Raw genomic sequence first — 22,026 nt, 5'->3', positions numbered from 1 at the left:
TAAGGCCATGGGCGCGCAGATGGAGCACCGCTCTACGCGTGAGCGGGTCCGACAGGAGTACAAGCGGGCGCGCGACGCTGGACAGGTCACCAACCGTCCCGCGTACGGGTTCAAGCACGTTCGTCCGTCGCCCACGGCGAAGGTGACGCACTCGGAGAATGAGAAGCACTCGGCAGACGTCATGCGCAATATCGCGACGCGCATTCTGCTCGACCAGACCGGCAAGACCACGCCGTACAGCGAGGCAGCCCGCCTTAACCGTGCCCGGGAACTGTCCCCCCGTGACTGGCTCCGCGTGCAGTACGGGCGTAAGCCTGTCGGAACGAAGTGGAGCGGTAAGGGGATCAAAGACATGCTGCTGAGTGAAGCGGCGTTGGGCTACCTCATGAACAAGGGGCGGCCCGTCCTGGACAAGGACGGAAAGCCGTACAAGATCGCTCCGGGACTCTGGGACCGTGCGACGCACGAAGCACTCAAGGTGAAACTTGCCCCCAAGGGTATTCGGCCGAACTCGCGGACACCCAAGGGTGCGAACCTCATTGCCGATATTGCGTACTGCGGCAACTGCAATGACAAGCTCTACCGTTCGGCAAGCGTCCGCATTCAGGGAGTCCGTTACCCCGCCTACCACTGCACGGCGAGGCAGCGCGGTATTCCGGAATCCTGGTTCTGCGGTCGCCCTCGGGGAGTCAAGGACAGCGAGCATGTGCCCGGTGTGGTGATCGCTCAGTTTCAGCTCAACGAAGCCGTAGCCGCGTGGTTCCTTGACCGGTACGGCTCGGGGCAGCTCATGAAGTCCGTATACGACCCCGGTACGGGCTTCGCGTCCCAGATAGCCGAGCTGGAGTCCACACGGACCCGACTCCGCGAGGACCGTAACGCGGGGGTGTACGACGCTCCGGAGGATGCAGAGTGGTTCCGGACCCGGTTCGCCGAACTCGGCCGCGAAATCAGCGAGCTTAGGGAGCAACCGGACCGTCCCGCCGGGTGGGTAAGTGTCCCGACCGGCAAGACCGTGGCGGACGAGTGGCACGCGGCTACGGACGACGCCGAACGACGCGAAATGCTCGAAGCTCACGGCGTGCGCGTGGTCGTCAACTCGGTAGCGAGTGGACGCGAACGGGTCGTGATCACTGCTGAAATCGCCCATGACCCAGGCGCAGAGGCGGCAGGCGCGCAGGAAGACGACCAGAAGCGCCCCGACGGCCCGAACGTGGGCGGTACGTCCGTCCGCCTCTCCGAGCCCGTACTAGCTGCGTAGCGCTCACAGCCGTTCTGAGAGCCCCGTGTGGTCCGTGTGACTGCCGGGGCTCTCTGGTGCCCCACGTACCGCCTATAGGCTTGTAGGACCCCGCACCAACATGGGTGTGCGGGAGAGGCACGGTGCCTTACAGGTTCGTCCTGGAATGCAGTACGACCGTGCCGACCAGCCCCGGTAGTCCTCGGACCGCCGGGGCTTCCCCCTGTCCGCCCACGGTGCCCCGGGCTGCCCCGGACAGCGAGGGAGGGTGACGGAGTGACGGTTAGAACCTATTTTTCAGATCACGTATAAAAAATAGAAAGAAACCCAGCACGGCACCTTGAACGTCATCCCGTCACCACGCCGGATGCCTCCCCCCTCGCCCGGGAAACCTTCGCTCTCCCTAGTACCCGGAACAGCGAAACGGTCCGCCCCGAGGGTGCGGGAAACCTTCGCTCTCCCTAGTACCCGGAAGACGGTTACCGCGCACCCACCCAACGGGGGAATTCGGCGGACCGAGTGCCTGTCTTCCGCTTGCTGCTCTGCACGCCGACTACGGCCGTGCGGAGCGCGGGGACTGCCTGACTGTCCGACCCATCCTTTGAGCCTGTCTCACGGGCAGGGGGAAACGGTCTGGCAGTCCCCACCGTGTCCGGTCCGGTCTCGCCGGCGAGGACGAGCACCAGGACGACGACAACGGGGGCCGACATGACGCGCTGTTCCGACTGCACCGAGCTTGCAACCCACCGAGGACGCTGCCACAAGCACCACCAGGCGTACGGACAGCGTTCCGCGGTTCGCTCCCGTCACCGGCAGCGCAAGCGCTCGGCACAGCGGTATGCGGGTGCTGCGGCGCTGCGGAAGCGGCTACAGGCACGGGGGCACGCGTGGTGTGACTGGTGCTTGGACGACTTCCCGGCGGATGCCGTCGACGTCGACCACGTGAAGCCGCTCGCCCTCGGTGGCGAGGACGTGGCGAGCAACGTTCAAGTGCTCTGCCGGCCGTGCCACGTACTCAAGACCGCTACGGATTTCGGGGGCAGCGATGCAGTACAGCGAGTTTGACGAGACGCACGAGCACACGGCGGATGAGCTTGCCGAGCTGGACACGCCGACGGTGGTGCTTCGTCGGCGGAGGGGTGCGGACGGGCCGGTGTGGGCGACGAGCACGGCTACTGACTTCGGGGTGCCTGACACTCCGGCTTAGAACCGCATCGGGTCGACTTTGACCGGTCGTCCCCGGTGCGTAGGGGTGCATGGTGCACGCGGAGGCGAGTAGGGCGGGCTAGTCACCCGTCACGAAACCAGCCGCAACAGGGGTTCGACTCCCCACACCCCGCGATGTAACGCATGTCGACGTTGACAGCGTTACGGACGCTGGTAACGCATGTCGACCAGTGCAGCGTTACGGCAACCCCACCCCGCTAAGGAGGTGCCCCCTGCCGCGTAAGCCCCGCCCCCCTTGCTCTGTCCCCGGCTGCCCCGAGCTGACCACGGGCGGACGCTGCCCGACACATGAGAAGGAAGCGAACGCACAGCGGGTGACACCGGGGACGAGCGCGTACGGCCGGCGGTGGCCGCTGATCCGTAAGCGGTACCTGTACACGCATCCGTGGTGCGTGCTCTGCTCTCGCACTGCGACGGTTGCCGACCACTTCCCTTTGAGCCGACGGCAGTTGCTCGCGCGGCGTGTGGTGAATCCGGATGCGTTCGAGCATCTGCGTCCGTTGTGCACGCCGTGCCACAACCGCGAGACCGCGAAGCACCAGCCCGGCGGATGGGCTGCCGAGAGGGTCCAGCCCCGTCGGCAGTGACCCCGCCCCCAGGCAGGGACCCCCCTCTCACGCCCTAGAAGCACGGCAGGGAGGCAAAAGACTCGCGCCGCAGGTGGAGGCGTTTGCGCGGGGGCTCCGCGCTGTCCACAGAGCCCACCAGACGACCCGGAAGGGGTGAGGAATGGCCGATCCGACACGGCGGAAGCCACCGTTGCAGGTGATCCGCGAGGGCAACCCCGGTAAGCGTCCGGTGTCCGAGGGGGTGCGGGTGCCGCCGGCCGAACTGGTCGAACCGGACTGGTCCGTCACGTTCACGGACGTTGGCGACGGACAGCGCGCGGTGAATGCCCGGTGCCGCGAAGTCGCGTCCCGCGAGTGGCAACGCGTTGTCCCGGTCCTGGAGTTCACGGCCGGTGTGGGCACGGTCGACACGACGACCCTCACGGACTACTGCGTGTGCGTCGCCCGTATCGACCAGTGCGAGCGGGAGATTTCGGCGAACGGCATTTTGATGCAGGGCGAGCGCGGGTGGCAGAAGAACGGCGCGACCACGGTTGTCGGGCAGTACCGCAATCAGCTTGCCCGGTACATCGGTGAACTTGGCTTGTCCCCGTCCGCGCGTGGCCGGCTGACACCGCCGGACAACAGCGGGGGCGAGGATGACGGAATCTTTGACTGACGCTCCACCCGTGCCGTTGGACGCGCTGCGGCAGCTCGGCTTGTCCGAGGACGAGATAGCGGCAGCGCTGGAGTCGCGTCCCCTGGTGGTTGCTGCACAAGCGGCGAACGCTCCGGGCGCGTATTTCGATGTGGCAGCCGCTCGCCGAGCTGTCGACGCGATCCAAAGTTTCCAGCACACAAAAGGACGGTGGGGTAACTCCCGTCTCAAGCTGGACCCTTGGCAAGTCGTGTGGGTGATTGCCCCCATCTTCGGATGGCTCGCCCATGACGCCGAACTAGGGCGCGCTGTCCGGGTGATCCGGTCGGCGTGGATTGAAGTCCCCCGCAAGAACGGTAAGTCAACGCTCTCGTCCGGTATCGGTCTCGTTCTGCTACTGGCAGACCGAGAGATCGGCGCGGAAGTCTATGCAGCCGCAGGAAGCCTTCCACAGGCCGAACGGGTCTTTGACGACGCTAAGCGCATGGCGCTCACTTCGCGGGCTGTACGGGGCCGCGTAGAGGTTCTACGGGGTCTTATCAGGGTGCCGCGTACCGGCGGGCTCTTTCGCGCCTTGTCGAAAATCGCTGAAACCGCGCACGGCTTGAACGTGAGCGGTGCGATCGTGGATGAGGTCCACGTTCACAAGCGTCGTGACCTTATCGACGCTATCGAGACCGGCACGGGTGCCCGTGATCAGCCGTTGGTCATATTCATTACCACGGCAGATGAGGGCACCGAGGGCAGCATCTACGACGAGAAACACACGTACACCCGGCGGTGCGCTGATTCCGTGGTCACCGACCCCGGTCACTACGGCGTCATCTGGGCTGCCGAAGAGTCGGACGATCCCTTTGACGAGCGCACGTGGTACAAGGCTAATCCCGGGCTCGGTGCGTCGCCCTCGCTCGCTTACATGCGACGCGAAGCCAACAAGGCCCGGTCGACGCCTTCCTACTTCCCGACCTTTTGCCGCTTGTCACTCAACAGGCGTATGCGTGCTGCGTCGCGGTGGCTTCCGCTCTCGCTGTGGGATGAGAACGCGGGGGTGGTCAATGACAAGGCGTTCCGGTACAGGCGTGCATGGGGTGGGGTTGACCTTTCGGCGGTCGCGGACCTTTCCGCGTGGGTCCTCGCTGTTGAGTCCCGCGTGCCCGGTGTGGAGCTGGAGCTAGTTGCCCGGTTTTGGCTGCCCGAAGAACGCGTAGACGAGCTAGAGCAACAGCTACAAGTCCCGTTGCGCGAGTGGGTAGATGCGGGTTTGTTGACCCTCACCGAGGGCGACGCGATCGACTATGACGCGATTGAAAAGCAGATCGTTGCGGACTGTCGCCGGCTGGACGTCCAGCGAATCAGCTATGACCGGATGTTCGCGGGGCAGCTCGTACAGCGCATCGAGTCGAAAACGCGCGGGATCGACGTGGTGCCGGTCGCGCAGACGTACTTGGGAATGTCGCCCGGGTGCAAGGAACTTGAACGGCTCTTGCGTGAGGGGCAGATACGCCACGGCGGTAACCCCGTTCTCCGGTGGAATGCGTCCGTGGTGGAGGTGTACCGGGACGGCAACGACAACATGCGACCCGTCAAACCGGACCGTGGAAAGTCGTCGTCCCGTATTGACGGGATTGCCGCTGCGGTCATGGCCCTTGACGGTTACGTGCGCCGCCCGTTGAAACGTCCTCGCGCTGCGAGTGCTTAAAGCCGCCCCGTCGGGTTTCTGTCGACCGGGGCTTTTTGATGCCCGGATGGGGGATGCATGGTGGAGACACCGCTACAGATGACGGTCCGGCTGTACGGCAAGATTCAGCGCCGCAGGACCGAAGCCCGGAAGTGGTCTAAGGCGTACGAGGGAGAAAGGCCCTTGCTTTTCGCGTCGCCCGAGTTCGACACACAGACCGGCGGACTGTTTGAGGACTTCGCCGATAACTGGTGTGCCGTTGTGCCGGATGCCACGGTTGAACGGCTTATGCCGTTGGGCTTCCGGCTGGAGGACGGCACCCTTGATCAGGCTGCCGGTAGGGCGTGGCGGCGCTCCGAATGCGATGTGGAGATCGGCCTAGCCCTGCTAGAGGCTCTGATCACCGGGCGGTCTTACGCGCTGGTGTGGAAGCCGAACGGGACAGACACGGAAATCACTTTCGAGCACGCCTCACACGCTGTGGTGGAGTACGTGCCTGGTCGTCGTCGTGTCCGTGCGGCTGGTCTCAAGGTATGGCGAGACCACGGAACCGAGTTCGCGACGCTTTTCACGCCGGATGTGGTCTACCGGTGGCAGCGACCGACCCGCGCGGGCGGACAGTGGACCGGACGCACTGCGGGGCTTTCCCGCGGAGAGCCCTCCCACATCCCGAATCCGCTCGGTGCCGTTCCGTTGGTGGAGCTGCCGAACCGTTCGCGGCTGCACGGAAAGCCACGGTCCGAACTCGCTACGGTCGTCCCGCTACAGGACGCCGTGAACACGCTGTGGGCGCACCTGTTGACCGCTTCGGACGGTCTTGCGCTTCCGGCTCGGGCGGTGCTCGGCATGGACCGGCCCGTTCGGGAAATCGTGGACCCCGAGAGCGGCGAAGTGGTGGGCGAGGAAGACGAGCCACTAGACCGTTTTCGTTCGGATCGCTTGCTGTGGCTGGAAAAGGAAGGGGCGAGCATTGCCGAGTTTTCCGGCGCTGATCTCTCCAACTATCTTCGGGTGATTGAAGTTGCGGTGCAGCACATCGCAGCGCAGACCCGCACCCCGCCCACGTACCTAATCGGGCAGATGGTCAACGTTTCAGCGGACGCGCTTGCCGCGTCGGAGGCCGGGTTGGTCGCAAAGGTCACGGAGAAACAGCGCCACTTCGGTGCCGCTCTCCGCGAGATCATGCGGCTAGAGGCACTGGCAGCCGGCGAGAGCGGACGTGCTGAATCCCTCGCCCTCGGTAGCGTCATCTGGCGTGACCCTCAGTTCCGCAGCGACTCGCAGTATTCGGATGCGCTGGTGAAGCTCAAGGCAATCGGCGTGCCGGACGAAGCCCTTTGGGAGCGGATTCCGGGTGTGACACCGGACGAGATAGCCCGGTGGAAGTCCATGCGCGACGACCAGGCGAGCGCGATTCTCGGGGGTGACCCCGCCGGGTTGTTCGCCCCCAAGAGCGATGACCAGGACGAGACCGACGAGCTGCCGGAAGCGGCATGAGCAGTAGCGCGGAACTCGCTTCCGAGCGTCACGCGCTGGTCCGGTCCGTGAACCGTTCGGTAATCACTGCCCTGCAAGCGATTTGGGGCGAGATTCCACCGGACCGCATTCTCTCCGCGTTGCAGGGGGAAGCGGGGCGGGCGATTCTCTCCGCTGTGACTGCCGGGCAACTGACTGTCGCCCAAGGGGCCGAAGCGTTCGTTGCGGGCTGCCTTATGGCACAGGGTGCGCCGGCTGCCCCGCTCGGTCGGCTGGTGCCCGAAGCTCTTGCCGGTCTTGCTTCCGATGCGCGCCCCCTTGCCACGCTGCTACAGCTTCCGGCCGTAACGACCGCTCGGGCACTGGCCGTTGGGGAATCGCCGGAAGTCGCCGCGCTGCGGGGGCTTACTCAAATGGCCACCATGACGAGCACCCAAATCGCCGATACAGCGCGTACGGCAACGTCGGTGGCCATGGCAGCCCATCCGCGGGGTGTCTCGTACGTCCGCGTGGTCAAACTTCCCGCGTGTGCCCGGTGCATCATCTTGGCCGGTCGGCAGTACAGCTACAGCACCGGATTCCAACGGCACCCCCGTTGTGATTGCGGCATGGAACCCATGTCGGATGCCGAATGGAGAGCGAGCGACAGCCCGGAACGGCTCGTTGCGCAGATGAGCCCGGAAGAAAAGTTGAAGCGCTTCGGGGCCGCTGCGGTCAAGGCACTCGATGCGGGGGCCGATCTTGGGCAAGTCGTCAATGCACGCCGGGGAATGTCAACGGCCGTCACCGGTCGGGGACCGTTGCAAGTCACGACCGAGGGCACCACCAAAAGAGGTATCGGCGCTAAGGCCATGAAAGCCGAGTTCGAGAAAATCCCGGGCCGCAAGTACATGCGCGCCAAGGAAGCCCGGCTAATGCCCGAAACCATTTTCAAACTTGCGGGCGACTCCCGCGAGCACCAACTAGCCATGTTGAAGAAACACGGATACATCGTGTGAAGGGACGGACCCATGTCTGAGAACACCCCGAGCCCGGACGAGCCGACCGGCGAGGGCAACCCGCCCGAGGACGAGCGCAAGGCACCCGAGGGCGACCAGGGCAAGCCGGCGGACGAGCCGACCGGCGACCAGGGCACCGAGCTTGCCGCCGCTGTGAAGCGCGCCGAGACCGCCGAAGCGGAGGCCGCTCGGCTCCGCCGGTCGAACGCTGCACAGAAGGGCACGGACCTTGACGCGCTGCGGGACGAGATTCGCGCCGAGTTCACGGGGCAGCTCGTCCGCGCGGAGATTCGAGCGGCTGCCGCTGGTCGTCTCCGTGACCCGTCGGACGCTCTCGCCCTGGTCGACTCTGCCGGACTGGTGGGCGCCGGCGGGGACGTCGACCCCGCAGCGATCACGGGGGCGCTGGACGCGCTGTTGAAGGCAAAGCCGTACTTGGCTGCCGAGTCGGCTGGTGCGGCCCCGTGGGGCGACGTGGGGGCGGGGCAGCGCAGCGCGAGCGACGAGCCCGAGCCCGCTTCACCGCTTGACCGTCTGCGGCGCGCGTACGACGCGTAGCCCTTCCGCAGGAACGTTCCTGCAACCCATTCCGGGGACGCACCAGCTCGGTGCCGTCCCTTTTTTCATGCCCAAATCAGGGGGATTTCAAATGGCACTGACTCTTCCCGAGGCTGCCAAGCTTTCGACCGTGGATCTTCAGCGCGGCGTCATTGAGACGTTCGTTCAGGAATCCAGCATCCTGGACCGTATCCCGCTGCTGTCCATTGAGGGCAACGCGTACGCCTACAACGAGGAAGCCACTTTGCCCGGTGTGGCGTTCCGTGGCGTCAATGAGGCGTACACCGAGTCCACGGGCACGGTGAATCAGAAGTCCGAGACTCTTACGATCCTCGGTGGTGACGCCGACGTCGACCGGTTCATTGTCCAGACGCGCGGCAACCTGAACGACCAGCGGGCTATTCAGACCCGCATGAAGATCAAGGCAGCGTCGTACAAGTTCGCGGACACGTTCTTTAACGGTGACGTCGCTACGGATGCCAAGTCCTTTGATGGTCTCCGCAAGCGGCTTACTGGTGCGCAGGTGATCAGCGCGGGCACGAACGGGGCCCCGATCGTTGGTGCCGGTCCCGACGACTCGCACAAGTTCTTTGACCTCCTGGACCAGCTCGTTGCACAGGTTCCGGGGCTCACTGCGTCCACTGGTGCTCTGTACGCGAATCGGCAGGTGATTGCGAAGGTCCGCAGCGCTGCCCGCCGCATCGGCGGATTCGACATGGTCAAGGAAGCCCTTACCGGCAAGGTAGTGGCGACTTACAACGGAATCCCGATTCTTGACCCCGGGCAGAATGCAGCGGGGGCGGACATTGTTCCGCAGACGGAGACGCAGGGCACGGCAACGGACGCGTCCAGCATTTACGCGGTGCGCTTCGGCCAGTCCGAGGACGACCGGGCGGTTACCGGCCTCACCAATGGTGGGGTGATGGTGGACGACCTCGGGCAGCTCGAATCGAAGCCCGCTTACCGGACGCGCATTGAGTTCTACTGCGGTCTCGCCGTGTTCGGCGGTAAGGCTGCCGCACGCCTTAACGGCGTCCTCGCCAAGTAGCCGGAAGGGGTACGGAATTGCCGCCGCGTAAGCGTGCAGCAGCGTCCGCCCCGCAGATTCCGCACACGGATTCGTGTGCAGCCCCGGACCGTATCGAGAGCTTCCCGGTTCTTGATTCGGGCGGGGCTGCCCGGACCGTCACGCGGTGTCTGGCGTGCGGCGCTCAGACAGTCAAGTAAGAGGGGGGCCGACATGGTGTTGCCCCCACTCGCCACCGTGGACGACCTAGCCGCGTGGATGCAGTCGACGCCGGACGAGCTGCCCGGCTCGGCTGCCCTGGTGCTCGATACGGCGTCCGCCATCGTGCGGGCGGAAGCACGGCAGAGCTTCACCAGGGCGACGAGCACGGTCACGCTGTACCCGCGTGCGGGGTGGGCGGTGCTGCCACAGCGACCCGTGATCTCCGTACAAGGGGTCAAGGTCGATGGCAGCCCGCTCGCCCCGACCCGGTGGCAGCTCGTCCGGGACCGGGTGCGTGTTCGCCGGGACCAGGCCGTGACAGTCACCTACACCCATGGGTACGCGTCCGTTCCCGGCGACGTCCGGGCGGTGGTGCTCACCCTCGCCGCGCGGGTGCTGAACAACCCGACCGACTTGCGTCAAGAGTCGGTGGGGTCGGTGTCCGTGACCTACGCGGCCGAGACCATCGGGGCTTCCCTCGCCCCCGCGGACCGAGACCTACTCGGCCGGTACCGGAAGCGTGCTGCGGTGGTGGGGCTCCGGTGACCCTGCACTACGCGCAGACGGTGGTGATCCTCCGGGCGCCGGCCGTTGTCGACCGGTACGGCAACGAGACGAGCGTGAGGGATTGGACGAGGGCGACCAGGACGACCGTCCGCCGAGTGAGCGTCCAGCCCGACGCGTCGACCGAGGACACCGGGGACCGGCCCGTTGTCACTTCCGGGTGGCGACTGGTCACCCGCCGGGGCGTCGACGTCGACCTACTTCCGACGGACCGCGTGGTTGCCCTCGGGCGGGTCCTGGACGTTGACGGGGACGTGTCCCGCTGGACCCTCGGGCAACGGCACCACCACACCGAAGCACGGCTAAAGGAGGTGGAGGGGTGAGGTTCCGCCCGAACATGCAAGGCATCAACTCCCTTATGAAGACGCCCGAGATGGGTGCGGAAGTGCGGCGGGTGGCCGAGCGCATCGCGTCTGCGGCCGAGAGCGTCAAGGGGGGCGAGTTCAAGACCGATGCGGCCCTAGAGTCCCGCCGTTGGCGTGCTGCCGTGATCGGCAACTACGCGAAGCACAACGACCGCGAGGGCACCCGGGACGCGTTGCTACGGGGCATGGACGGTGCCGATTGAGCCGGCTGCCCCTGGTCGTCATGCCGGACGCCGTTGCGGTGGTGACGGGCTATCTCCGGGATGCCCTCGCGGCAGTCGGTGAACGGGTGCCCGTGGTGTCCCGCGTGCCGTCGACCCGTCCGGCCCGGTTCGTACGAGTGCGGCGGGTTGGCGGCACCCGGCAGACGGTTGTGTCGGACCGTCCCCGGCTCGACGTCCACGCGTGGGCTGCCACCGAGGGCGAAGCGTCCGACCTAGCCGAGCTGGTACGCGCGGTGCTCTCGCAAATGCCGGGGCAGCGCGGCGGCGTGACGGTCTACCGCGTGACCGAAGTAGGTGGCCCGATGTGGCTGCCCGACGACAAGACCGGCAGCCCGCGTTACGCGTTCGCGGTCGAAATCCACATGCGCGGGCGGGTGCTGGACACCCCGATGCCCGGCAACTGAATTCCCATTTCCTTTACTCCGAGGGGACACCTATGCCTCTTAACGCCAATGCTGTGCGCGTCGCCATTACCGGCGCTGCGTACGTTGCCAATCCAAAGTCAAAGCTGCCCGTGGACGCAACGACGCCATGGGATGCCGCTTTCACGGATATCGGATGGATCTCCGATGACGGCATTACGGAAGCCAACTCGGCAGACACGTCCGAAGTCAAGGGATGGCAGGGTGGCGCGACCGTCCGAAAGGTCATCAGCTCGTCCGAGATGACTTTTTCGTTCACGGCCATTGAGACCAGTAAGACGGTCCTGGAGCTGTACCACAAGGGTTCAAAGGTCGTGACGACGACCGGCAAGAGCGTGCTTGCGGTAAAGGCTCCGGGGCCGGACAAGCGCGTCTTTGGTTTCGACGTGATCGACGGCAACAGCCATATCCGCATCGTGATTCCGGACGGCGAAGTCACCGAGACCGGAGATATCACGTACAAGGGTGACGAAGCCATCGCGTATGAGCTGACCCTTACGGCGTATCCGGGGCCGGACGGTGTGGTTGCCATCAAGTACAGCGATGACCCCGCGTGGGGCACGACTCCCGCCGCCTAATCCCCTTTTTTGCCCTCTTGCAGGATCGTTCCTGCATGATCGTATGGAGAATTCATGGACAACGTCTTTGACCTCAATGTGTGGGTGAAGGAAGCGCGCCGAGAGCCTTTCCGGTTCGAGCTTTCCGATTACGTATTTGTCCTGCCCGCCGCTGCGTCGCTCGATAAGAAGATTCTTCGTTCGGTGAACCTCTCCGCGCCGAGCACGGGCGATATCGAAACCCTGCTTAAGGAGGGGCTTGCCGAACAGTGGCAGGCGTTCGATGCGCTGCCCCTTCCGCTCGGTGCACTCGGTGAGCTTTTCCGCCGGTGGCAGGCGCACGAGGGTGCCCCGGTGGGGGAATCGTCGGCCTCTTCCAACTCCTGAGTGAGCACGGAGAGGCGATAGAGGCCGACTTTCAGCGGTATTACCAGACGGATATCCGGGACGCTTTCACTCCCGGTACGGGGCTCACGTGGCGGCGGGTGCGGGCATTGCTCGTCTCGCTGCCTGCCGACTCGGCACTAGCCCGCTCGATGGGCGGGGAAGACGCGATATGGACGCTGGAGACACAGCTACTCGCGGGCATTCACGACCGGCTCGCCGAGGGGAATTGGCAGCGCGGTAACGCGGGGGCGAAGTCCCCGAGTCGTCGGCCCTCGCCGATTCCTCGCCCCGGTGTGGGTGCCGGCCGCATTGGCGGAACCGAGCGGGACCCGCAGGAAGTCGCCGCGTATCTCGCAGGACTTCAGCCGGCAACGGGGGTTGTAAATGGCCGTTGAAGTCGGCATGGGGTACGTGTCCGTGGTCCCCGAAGTACAGGGGTTCGCGGGCGAACTCGAAAGACAGGTAACGGGTCCTGCGGCATCTGCGGGGGCCGAGGGCGGGCAAGCAGCCGGCGAGGGCTTCACCGGGAAAATGGGTGGAGTCCTCAAGGGCGGATTGGCTGCCGTGGGCATTGCCGCAATGGCTGTCTTGGTCAAAGGCTTCGGTGACGCTCTCGCACAGAGCGGCATTGACGGCAAGATCCAAGCGACCCTTGGCAGCACTCCCGCGGAAGCCGCCCGCTACGGAAAGGCTGCCGGACAGCTCTACGCCCATGGCGTGACGGGCTCGGTGGAGGAAGCGGCGGCGGCAATCTCGGGCGTCATGCGCTCGGGCATTCTCCCGCCGGACGCCACCAACGCGCAGATTGAATCGATAACCGGACGGGTCTCTGACCTGTCCGATACTTTCGAGCTGGACCTAGCGCAGACCAGTAATGCGGTCGGGCAGATCCTGAAAAACGGTCTCGCGAAAGACGGCACGGAAGCGCTGGACATTCTCACTGCGGGAATGCAGCGTATGGGTCCGCGTGCCGACGACATGGCGGACACGTTTAACGAGTACAGCACGAAGTTTAGGGATCTTGGTCTTTCCGCTAAGGACGCCATGGGGCTCATGTCCCAAGGCTTGCAAGCGGGCGCGAGGGACACGGACACCGTTGCCGATGCCCTGAAGGAATTCCAGATCCGGGCAACCGACGGGTCTAAGGCAAGCGCCGAAGCGTACACAGCAATTGGACTCAATGCCGAGTCCATGACCAAGAAAATCGCAGGTGGCGGGGCTGGTGCCCGACAAGGGTTGCAGCAAGTCCTAGACGGCATCAAGGCCATTAAGGACCCTGCCGAAAGGAACGCTGCGGCAGTCGGTCTATTCGGCACCAAAGCCGAGGACCTTGGGCAAGCGCTTTTCGCACTGAATCCCGCTACTGCGGTTAAGGCTCTCGGTGATACCGCCGGGGCAGCCGGGCGGATGGGCGACGCCCTGCACAACAACGCGGGCGCAAAGGTAGAGCAGTTCAAACGCTCGCTGGAAGTCGGGCTAACGAATTTCATGGGCGGGACTGTCATTCCCGCTCTGACGTCTTTCGGCGGCTTCCTGTCGTCCACATTTGGACCCGCTCTAAGCGCCGGAAAGAACCTCGTAACGGGGTTCTTCGGGGTGTTCACGGGCGGGTCCGGCGGGGCTTCCATATCCGGGCTCGGACAGTCCCTAATGGGGCTGGTAACAACCGTTCGTGACGCCCTCGCGCCGAGCCTGTCCGGGCTGGTGCAGATATTCACGACGACCGTGCTGCCAGCTTTACAAGGCGTGTGGAACGTCGTTTCCACGCAACTCGCCCCGGCCCTTATGTCGCTGTGGTCGGCTATCTCTAGCTCGCTTTCGCCGATCCTTAGTGGGCTCGCGAGCATTTTCACGGAGTACGTGCTGCCCGCAGCAATGAAAGTCTACGCGGCGTTTGTCGAGAATGTGCAGCCGATCATTTCGGCTTTCGCCGAGTTCATCGGCACTCGGGTGGTTCCTGCTGTCCAGCTTATAGGCGGGAAACTCGCCGAGCTGGTCCAGAAAGCGCAGCCCGTCATCTCGGTCGTGACGTCTATCATCTCGTGGGTCGGCCAGTTGGCGGCCAAGATCCTCGGGGCCGTCATCCCGGTAATCGTGGATCTGGCGGGGCCCATCTTTTCGGGTTTGATCTCGGCTCTCGGTACCGTGATCGGCTGGATAGGCGACGCTATCGGTTGGGTGGTGAAAATCGGTTCGTCGTTTGGCGACGCTCTGAAGTGGGTCAAGGATTTCGGAAAGCAAGCCCTCGTAAAACTGGCAGAATTCATACTCTGGCTGCAAGGGCTCCCGAAGAAACTCCTTTCGGCACTAGGCGACTTCGGCAGTCTCCTGGTCGATAAGGGGAAAGACCTCGTACGCGGGCTCTGGGAGGGTGTGAAAGCGCTCGGAAAATGGCTCGCCGGGAAACTGCTCGGGTGGGCAAAAGACATTATCCCCGGGCCGATCGCTAAGGCGCTCGGAATCAACTCCCCGTCGCGTCTCATGCGTGATGAGATCGGCCGGTGGATTCCACCCGGCATCATCGAAGGTATTGACGCCGAACAGCACGCTCTAGACGCGCGCCTTAAAGCCATGGTGACGATTCCGAAGGTGCCCGCTGTCAGCACGCCTAAGCCCCTGTTGTCGAGAGCTAACGACGCACGGCAAGAGGCATTCGAAAACTACTTGCGCGAAATCCGCGCGGCTGCCGTGCCGGATGTGGTCGTCAAGATCGGCAGTGAGGAGATAGCCCGCGCGGTGGTGCAGGGTAATCGCGTATTGGGAAGGAGGTAAGGGTATGTGGATTGGTCGTCCTGGTGCGCTCCGGGAAATCACGGATGGGGCTAAGTCATTCGACCGTTCACCGGACCTAGGGGTTAGCGAGTTCCGCGCGCTGGAAGGGGGCGTCACCACGTGGGTGCCGCCCGTGCGTCCTCGCCGGCTCAAACTCCAGTGGGAGGCAATGCAACGCGCGGACGTCGCCCACCTGGACCGGCTTGTTGAACGGGTGGACGGAATCGGGCCCATAGTGGTCTTGGACCCGCTCTCGGGCAACATGCTCGCCCCCGCACAGGCGGCCGGACTAATGGCCGACGGTGTAGCGCAATGGTCTTTCGATCAGCGATACGGGGAAGTCTTGCGGATGGCTAGCGGCTCGGTCATTTTCACTGCAAAACCTCCTGCCGGGGAGTCTGTCGAATTGGTGTGGGTATGGCACACACGGGTTGCCCGGTTCCCGGTGCATGCCGGGGTGCCTATCACGTGGTGGCCGTACTCTCTGCTGATTTCTTACACCGATGGCATATACCTCACGTGGTACGACAGCGCCAATAAGGTTGTCGCTACGTCACGCGGGAATCCCGGGGTTCCCCTGGAAGCGGTGGCACCCTCGGGGGCTGTCTCTGTGCAGCCCTCAGTACGACTAAAGGAAGGCAGCTATTACATCAGTGGGGCGGTGCTCGCATTGGGATACCGGGCAGCGCAGTTGATTGCGGGAGACCGGCCAACGGGCGACGGGTGCGGCCCGTACAGCATCACGGGCTACTCGCACTCGGCCACGTCCGGTGACGGGGCTTACCGGGATATCGGCCTGGAACTGGTGGCGGTGACCCCGTGAAGGAAGCAACTGCCGTACAGGTGAATGCACTTGGGGCGAGCGAACGGCAACCCGCACACGCCACCCGGCTCGGTGGGCAGGACGTTACTGCACAGGTGGAATCGTGGTCGCTGGATCAGAGTTACGGGACCGATCTGCCGGACGCCATGCGTGCTTACAGCGGGGTGTCGAGTGCCCAACTCGGGCTGTCCCTGGTGGGCGCCGGCGGACAGTCGGCCCCCGCGCTGTACGGGCCATGGGCTCCGCGAGCAACGAGTGACGTGACCCGCCCCGGACAGTCCGTGACACACGGGTGGGGAGTCGGTAGCCCGCTTCCGGCATTCCGCGGTTCGCTCCGTTCCCGCTCTGCTGAGTCCGGGGGCGACTTGGTCCAGCTCTCCGCGCTCGACGGTGCGGAGCGTCTGCGGATGCCCGCACGCGTGCCACGGCCCGAGGGGGCGCTACGCGGGTGGGGGACGTCGTGGGCGGCTTCCCCGGAATGGGTGGTTGACCACCTGCTACGGAATGCGGGCATCTATACATGCCCACCACCCCGCCCGGACAGCGCGCTGTACGTGTCACTGCACGGTGGCATTGCCGCGAATATCGGCTATCTCGAAACAACGTCTGGCGGGTGGGGCGAGTGGTACAAGGCCGGGGCACCCTTTGAGTGTGCTGCCGAGGGCGGGTGGGGAACTCCCTATCAGGCCACCTACGTGCCCGAGAGCATGCCTCTCTTCGGTCGCACCGCCGGTCTGTGGTTCGAGTTTTGGGCGGTCAACAAACCGCCACATGGGGACTCGACAGTTGAGATTCAATCGTCTTGGTCGCTGGTGGAAGGGCGATTCAACTACCTCACGCTTACCGCCAACTTTACAAAGGGCACCCTCACCGCATCTTGTGGGGCGGACCCGGACCCAACAAAAAACCCGTCTCTGACGTGGACTTGGGCGTCAATGTCGACCGTGGACCGGCCCATGCATGTGGGCTGGTGGGTACGTAGTGCCGCGCGGCTCACGATCACACCCGTTGTCACGCTGGGAAGTGGTGACCCGTTCACATTCAATGACGGGTTTCTCGATGCCCCGACGATGACGCATTCCGCCGTGACCAAAGTACGGTTCGGGCTCAACAATGCGCACGCGGAATGCTTTCAGATGTCCACTCCTCCGACCCGCCCTACGACAACGGCAGAGATCACGCAGCGGGGGACATGGCAGCGAACGGCTGCACTGACACGTCCCGCATTCGCTCTTCGCACTCTCCCCGCTGTTAAGGGGAGCGCATGGGACGTCATCACGGAGATTGCTCGGGCCACGCTGTCCACCGCCGAGTTCCTGCCGAACGGCCAATTTCGGTGGAACAGCTACGCACGGTGGGCGACCACACCGGCTACCGCAGGAGTCACGGTGACGTCTGCCCGGGAACTCGGCTCGCTCACGCTTACTGAGGAAATCGACGCGTGCCGCAATGCGGTTACCGTCACCGTGGCGGATTGGTCCAGCGTCCGGGCATCCGGGCTGGAGAATCTGACAGACAGTCCGGCAGTTACGGCCATTGCAGCGGGAACAACTCTGGTGCGCACCATCCCAATTCAGGAGACAGCCGCAGACCCGCGCACCCCGCAGTGTCTCCAGACCGGGGCCCCCGTGACCACGCCTGACCGGGTCATCATCCGGGCCGGTGCGGCAGCTACCACGGACCTTGACCCGCGCAGTGTCGAAACGTCCATGCGGCGCGAGGGCGGGCTACTGACGCTCTCGCTGCGGAACCGGGGAACCGCCACGGTGTATTACCACGGGGCGATTCTCTCGACCATCAAGGCAGACCGAGAACCCGCCCCGTACCGGGCTTCCGCCGTTCATGCGGACAGCCAACGGGCTTATGGGGTACAGGAATACGAGCACGATGTTCGCGGGTGGGTGCAGACTCTTACTGCCGCGCAGACCCTCGCGAACGCACTACGGGATGCAGGGGCTTACCCAATTCCGTTGCTGCAATCAGTTGAGATCCTGCCCGACCCGCGCATTGAGCTAGGCGACGTGGTGCGGGTCCGGGATACCACGGGTGCCCAACTCGACACCCTTGCATGGGTGATCGGTATTAAGGCGTCGGGCAGCTCGGGACGCATCACACAGACACTCACGCTGCGCGGGACCAAAGCAAACGGGGCCCCTACGGACACGGGGTTGTCACCAGACCCACCCGTTGACCCCACAGCGGCCCCGCCCGCATAAGGAGGGGGATTCATGGGGGACGAGACTCCCGACCCGCTAGGGGTCCACATAGGGATTCGTGAGATTTACCGCGAGGTGATCGGTACCCGCGAGGACGTGCGCGCACTTGCACAGCAAGGGGAGAACGTGGACGACACGCTAGAGGATCACGAGACCCGCATTCGGGGTCTTGAGTCGGAGCGCGGGAAGTTCGTTCTTCCTGTCGCGCTGATTACCGGCGTGGCGACGGTAGTTGCTGCCGGTCTCACGGTGGTGAAGCTCGCCGGCCAGTAGCACCAGGACGACACACCAGCCCCGTTCGGGCTTACCGGGCGGGGCTTTTTCATGCCCAAAACAAGGGGGAAACTATGGGGACCGTAGACGCAATGATCAGCGCCGCAACGGCGTCACTCGGATACAAGGAAGGACGGAACAATGACACGTCGTTCGGCCGGTGGTACGGGCTGAACTTCAACCCATGGTGCGACATGGCCGTAAGCAAGTGGGCGGCAGACAGCGGGAATGCGTCCGTGGTCGGACACTTCGCCTACTGCCCGAGCCATGTGAACTTTTTCAAGGCTCTCGGTCGGTGGCATGGCCGAACGGCAGCCGCGCGACGTGGGGACGTCGTGTTCTTCAGTTGGGACGGGGGTCCCGTTGCTGATCATGTTGGGCTTGTCACCGAGGACTCTGCGGGACCGAACACGCCCGTCCGCACCATTGAGGGCAACACCAGCGCGAGCAACGCGGGCAGTCAGTCCAACGGTGACGGGGTCTACCGCCGGACCAGGACGCGAAGCGTGGTTCTTGGGTTCGGACGTCCCGCGTACAGCGCGCCGAGCGGCATTGCGCCGTTCCCGGGTGCCGAGTTCTTCCGGTCCTCGCCCCGCTCTCCGCTGATCACTGCCATGGGCCGGCGGCTCGTTGCCGAGGGCTGTTCCGCGTACGTCACCGGCCCGGGGCCGCAGTGGTCGGACGCCGACCGGCAGAGCTACGCGAAGTGGCAGCGCAAGCAGGGCTTTACCGGTGTGGACGCCGACGGGTGGCCCGGCAAGAGCACGTGGGACGCACTTCGCGTGCCCCGTTCCTGACCACGTTCCGTGACGGTCGACCCGTTCCGCGGGGACCAGCTCGGAACTGCAAATCCAATCCGTTCACAGACAGCAATCACAAAGGGGAATCCCATGTCGTTCATCAAGTCGCACCCTGCCCGCATCTATGCCGTCCTGGTCGCCGCTCTCGCCCTGGTCGTCCACTACGTCCCCGAGCTGCCGTCCGCGCTGATCCTCGGACTCGCTGCCGCTGTGCTCGGCACGGGTGAGGCTGTCCAGCGCACCGAGGACCGCAAGACCACTGCGGCCGGTGGCGACTCGGGCGCCGGCGCGTGACCTACCGCCACATCGCGCTTATGGGCCGTGCGGGCTCGGGGAAGGACACCGTTGCCCGCCGGCTCGTTGAGCGTTTCCAGTTCACCCCGGTTGCCGTTGCGGACCCGCTCCGGGAAACCGCTCTGCGGCTTGACCCGATTATCGGGGCCGAGAGCACCCCGCTCGGGGCGTTGCCGATCCGGCTGTCTGATCTCATCCGCCGGTACGGGTGGGACCGGGCGAAGCGGGAGTACCCGGAAGTGCGCCGGACCCTGCAACGGTTCGGGGAAGCGATCCGCACAGACGACCCGGATTACTGGCTTCGCATGACGCTGGACAAGATCGGTACGGCCGACCGGTGGGGGCTTCCCGTGGTCATTACCGATGTACGGCATCCCAACGAAGCCGACTCGCTGCGGTGCGCCGGCGCGCTCATGGTCCGCATTGACCGCCCCGGCACCGAGCACCAGCCGACGAGCCCGGACGCGCGGCAGCACATCAGCGAGACCGCTCTAGCCGACTATCCGGCGGACGCCGTACTCAGCAACGCGGGAACCCTCGCCGAGCTGCACCAGCTTACGGACCGTCTCGCCGTACGCCGCTGAAAAATACCTATCAATTCCACCGAGGGGACACCTATGCCCACAGCCGTGCGAACTATCAAGCGCGGGGGTTCACGGTTCTACGTGGACCCTGTCAACGCCGAGAAGCTGCCCGGTGTAACCAGCGTCGTCGGGATGCTACCGAAGCCGTTTCTTGTCTATTGGGCAGCACGCCTTACCGCTGAAACAGCGGTGCAGAATCTCGACGCCGTACGCTCGATTGCCGAGCGGGACGCAGAGGGGGCGGTCGACTATCTGCGTCACGCGCATTCCCGCTATACGAAGCTGCGCGCGGGTATCGGTTCGGACGCACACGATCTCTTTGAACGTATGATCCGGGGTGAGGCAATCGGCCGTGTGCACCCGGACCTAGAGCCGTACCGCGCCGGCTTCGCAGAATTCCTTGACGCTGTCCGCCCCGAGCTGGTGAGCGCGGAGGATATCGCGTGGTCCGATGAGCACCAGTACGCGGGCAGCTTTGACGCCATTCTCCGGGTCCGGCTCAGTGAGGACGGTACGCCCGACCACGAAAACGGCGAGTGGCACACGCTCATAGTCGACTGGAAGACTTCCAAGTCTGCATATCCGGACGTGGCGTTGCAGATGAGCGCTTACGCCAATGCGGACCGGATGATTTCCCCGGACGGGACGAGCGAGCCCATGCCCGAGCTTGACGGCGCTGCCGTCCTCCATATCACCCCGGAAGGCTGGACGTTCAAGCCCGTTCGCGTCGACCGCGAAGTTTTCGACGTGTTCTTGACGCTGCGTCGCATCTTTGAGTGGGACCGGGGGCTGAGTAAGACCGTGTTCGGGCGGGCTATCGCAAAGAGTGTGGGACGGCTTGTGACGGGGACGCAGCGCCGAGCCTGACAACGAGCACCAGGACAAGCAGGGCGGGTCACAAATGGCTCGCCCTTTTTCATGCCCAAAACCAGGGGGACTAATGGCAATTCGTATCTTTGAGACCGACCCGGACGCTATGCCGCGCGGCACGTTCTCAGATGACACCGTGGGCCGCTTCCACTCGGGCCGACAGGTCAACGGGATTCCGGAATCGCTTGCCACGTGGCGGGTGTCGACCGGGGACCCGGACGTTGCCGCCGTAGTCGCACAGCTTTTGGGCGGGCAGCCGGAAGAGACTGACAGCACGTCTGAGAATTTCATCGAGATTCTGACCGGTGCCGAGCGCGTCAAGATTGTGCTTGCGGACGCTTCCGCGGTGACGTCTGACATGAAGCTGTGGAACGGGTCGGCGCTTATCCATCACTGTGACGGAGTCGAATACCTGTCGCCGGACGAGGACCGGGGTAAGGCGTGCGGCTGCCCCGCTCTTATGGAGGACCGTAAGGCGGCGGCAAAGTCCAAGCGGGGGCCGTCGCCGAGTATCAGCGTGACGTTCCGGCTTGCCGATAGCTACGATCTTGGCCTTTTCCGTTTCCAGACTGGCAGTTGGAAGCTGGCGGAAGTGCTTCACGAGATTGAAAACGCTCTCGACCGGGTGGGCGGGGAAGCCCTCGCCGAGCTGTCGCTAGAGCTGGTGGAATACACCACTAAGAAGGGGCGGGACGTGAGCTATCGCAAGCCCACAATTCGCGTTCTCAAGTCCTGGTCTGACGCTGCCGCCGAGTGACCGACTACCAGCATCTAACGAGCATCGGGGGAACGAATGGGTAAGCGGGGCGTGGTTACGGACTACGCGGGCGAGGAACTTTACCGAGGGGACCTAGTGGCCTATGCCGCCCGACAGGGCAACCGGGTGAGGCTCGCGGACGCCATTGTTGACCGGGTAACTACGCGGCTTGTCGACGGGCGCCTACGGCCCATGCTGCGTATCCAGCCGACCGGCACCGAGTCCGGATTCACGAAGCGCAAGAGTCTGCGTAAGGAGTGGATCAGCTCGGAACACGTGCGGCTCGTCATCCCGGACGTGACGGGCGAGCGCGACCAGTAAGACACACGGAAGGGCCGGACGAACCCCACAGTGGAGCCGTCCGGCCCTTCCGCCGTTTTCAGGGGGACGGAATGAAACTTCGGATAACTCCCCACAGCGCACCCCCGCTTTGGGACATACGGCAGCTCGGGGCCGGGGACGTTGTGGTGTTGGTCGACGGATACGAGCAACGGCCGGATTGGGTGC

The 22,026-nt window shown here is 64.5% G+C and carries 23 protein-coding genes; all 23 read left to right on the top strand.

What is annotated here, in order from left to right; translation table 11 throughout:
* Nucleotides 1-1,261 (top strand): hypothetical protein (locus IE269_RS41845; RefSeq protein ID WP_189828611.1); only part of this gene is annotated, 1,261 nt, incomplete at its 5' end.
* 687 nt (nt 1,262-1,948) lie between these two features.
* Nucleotides 1,949-2,305, top strand: a complete 357-nt coding sequence (locus IE269_RS41840) for an HNH endonuclease (protein ID WP_189828610.1) — start codon at nt 1,949-1,951, stop codon at nt 2,303-2,305.
* Nucleotides 2,306-3,196: 891 nt separating this feature from the next.
* Entirely contained in the window at nt 3,197-3,694 is a 498-nt protein-coding gene (locus tag IE269_RS41835; protein WP_189828609.1) for a phage terminase small subunit P27 family, read from the top strand.
* Between the two features lie 10 nt (nt 3,695-3,704).
* Nucleotides 3,705-5,372, top strand: coding sequence for a terminase large subunit (locus IE269_RS41830; protein ID WP_229898616.1), 1,668 nt, complete (start codon nt 3,705-3,707; stop codon nt 5,370-5,372).
* A gap of 57 nt (nt 5,373-5,429) precedes the next feature.
* Nucleotides 5,430-6,848: a phage portal protein gene (locus IE269_RS41825; protein ID WP_189828607.1), complete on the top strand. Its 1,419-nt coding sequence runs from the start codon at nt 5,430-5,432 to the stop codon at nt 6,846-6,848.
* Nucleotides 6,845-7,825: a VG15 protein gene (locus tag IE269_RS41820; RefSeq protein ID WP_229898617.1), complete on the top strand. Its 981-nt coding sequence runs from the start codon at nt 6,845-6,847 to the stop codon at nt 7,823-7,825. The genes IE269_RS41825 and IE269_RS41820 overlap by 4 nt, the downstream gene beginning before the upstream one ends.
* 12 nt (nt 7,826-7,837) lie before the next feature.
* On the top strand, nt 7,838-8,383 hold the full coding sequence (locus tag IE269_RS41815; protein ID WP_189828606.1) for a hypothetical protein: 546 nt from the start codon (nt 7,838-7,840) through the stop codon (nt 8,381-8,383).
* Between the two features lie 91 nt (nt 8,384-8,474).
* Nucleotides 8,475-9,431 carry a major capsid protein gene (locus IE269_RS41810; RefSeq protein ID WP_189828605.1) on the top strand — a complete coding sequence of 319 codons (957 nt, stop codon included), beginning with the start codon at nt 8,475-8,477 and terminating at the stop codon, nt 9,429-9,431.
* Between the two features lie 192 nt (nt 9,432-9,623).
* Nucleotides 9,624-10,157: a hypothetical protein gene (locus IE269_RS41805; RefSeq protein WP_189828604.1), complete on the top strand. Its 534-nt coding sequence runs from the start codon at nt 9,624-9,626 to the stop codon at nt 10,155-10,157.
* Entirely contained in the window at nt 10,154-10,498 is a 345-nt protein-coding gene (locus IE269_RS41800; RefSeq protein ID WP_189828603.1) for a hypothetical protein, read from the top strand. The genes IE269_RS41805 and IE269_RS41800 overlap by 4 nt, the downstream gene beginning before the upstream one ends.
* A 35-nt stretch (nt 10,499-10,533) precedes the next feature.
* Nucleotides 10,534-10,743, top strand: a complete 210-nt coding sequence (locus IE269_RS41795; RefSeq protein WP_189828602.1) for a hypothetical protein — start codon at nt 10,534-10,536, stop codon at nt 10,741-10,743.
* Nucleotides 10,740-11,168, top strand: a complete 429-nt coding sequence (locus IE269_RS41790) for a DUF3168 domain-containing protein (protein ID WP_229898618.1) — start codon at nt 10,740-10,742, stop codon at nt 11,166-11,168. Before IE269_RS41795 ends, IE269_RS41790 begins: the two co-directional genes overlap by 4 nt.
* Before the next feature lie 32 nt (nt 11,169-11,200).
* Entirely contained in the window at nt 11,201-11,764 is a 564-nt protein-coding gene (locus IE269_RS41785; protein ID WP_189828601.1) for a phage tail tube protein, read from the top strand.
* Between the two features lie 54 nt (nt 11,765-11,818).
* Nucleotides 11,819-12,130, top strand: coding sequence for a hypothetical protein (locus tag IE269_RS41780; protein ID WP_189828600.1), 312 nt, complete (start codon nt 11,819-11,821; stop codon nt 12,128-12,130).
* A gap of 384 nt (nt 12,131-12,514) precedes the next feature.
* On the top strand, nt 12,515-14,902 hold the full coding sequence (locus tag IE269_RS41775) for a phage tail tape measure protein (protein WP_229898619.1): 2,388 nt from the start codon (nt 12,515-12,517) through the stop codon (nt 14,900-14,902).
* 1,377 nt (nt 14,903-16,279) lie between these two features.
* Nucleotides 16,280-17,941, top strand: coding sequence for a hypothetical protein (locus tag IE269_RS41770; protein WP_189828599.1), 1,662 nt, complete (start codon nt 16,280-16,282; stop codon nt 17,939-17,941).
* 12 nt (nt 17,942-17,953) lie between these two features.
* Nucleotides 17,954-18,214 (top strand): hypothetical protein, encoded by a 261-nt coding sequence (locus tag IE269_RS41765; RefSeq protein WP_189828598.1) that lies wholly within the window; start codon nt 17,954-17,956, stop codon nt 18,212-18,214.
* Nucleotides 18,215-18,306: 92 nt separating this feature from the next.
* Nucleotides 18,307-19,011, top strand: a complete 705-nt coding sequence (locus IE269_RS41760) for a peptidoglycan-binding protein (RefSeq protein ID WP_229898620.1) — start codon at nt 18,307-18,309, stop codon at nt 19,009-19,011.
* A gap of 93 nt (nt 19,012-19,104) precedes the next feature.
* Nucleotides 19,105-19,308: a hypothetical protein gene (locus IE269_RS41755; RefSeq protein WP_189828596.1), complete on the top strand. Its 204-nt coding sequence runs from the start codon at nt 19,105-19,107 to the stop codon at nt 19,306-19,308.
* Entirely contained in the window at nt 19,305-19,892 is a 588-nt protein-coding gene (locus IE269_RS41750; RefSeq protein ID WP_189828595.1) for a deoxynucleotide monophosphate kinase family protein, read from the top strand. Before IE269_RS41755 ends, IE269_RS41750 begins: the two co-directional genes overlap by 4 nt.
* Before the next feature lie 33 nt (nt 19,893-19,925).
* Nucleotides 19,926-20,759 (top strand): hypothetical protein, encoded by an 834-nt coding sequence (locus IE269_RS41745; protein ID WP_189828594.1) that lies wholly within the window; start codon nt 19,926-19,928, stop codon nt 20,757-20,759.
* A gap of 73 nt (nt 20,760-20,832) precedes the next feature.
* A complete protein-coding gene (locus IE269_RS41740; protein WP_189828593.1) occupies nt 20,833-21,519 on the top strand; it encodes a recombination directionality factor in 687 nt (228 codons plus the stop codon).
* 192 nt (nt 21,520-21,711) lie between these two features.
* Nucleotides 21,712-21,840, top strand: coding sequence for a hypothetical protein (locus IE269_RS43635; RefSeq protein WP_268253656.1), 129 nt, complete (start codon nt 21,712-21,714; stop codon nt 21,838-21,840).
* Nucleotides 21,841-22,026 lie beyond the last annotated feature (186 nt).

Origin of the sequence: Streptomyces spiroverticillatus (assembly GCA_014650415.1) — a bacterium.
GTDB classification, from domain to species: Bacteria; Actinomycetota; Actinomycetes; order Streptomycetales; family Streptomycetaceae; genus Streptomyces; species Streptomyces spiroverticillatus.
The sequence above is the reverse complement of the archived record's forward strand: the minus strand, read 5'-3'. Positions and strand labels throughout refer to the sequence as shown.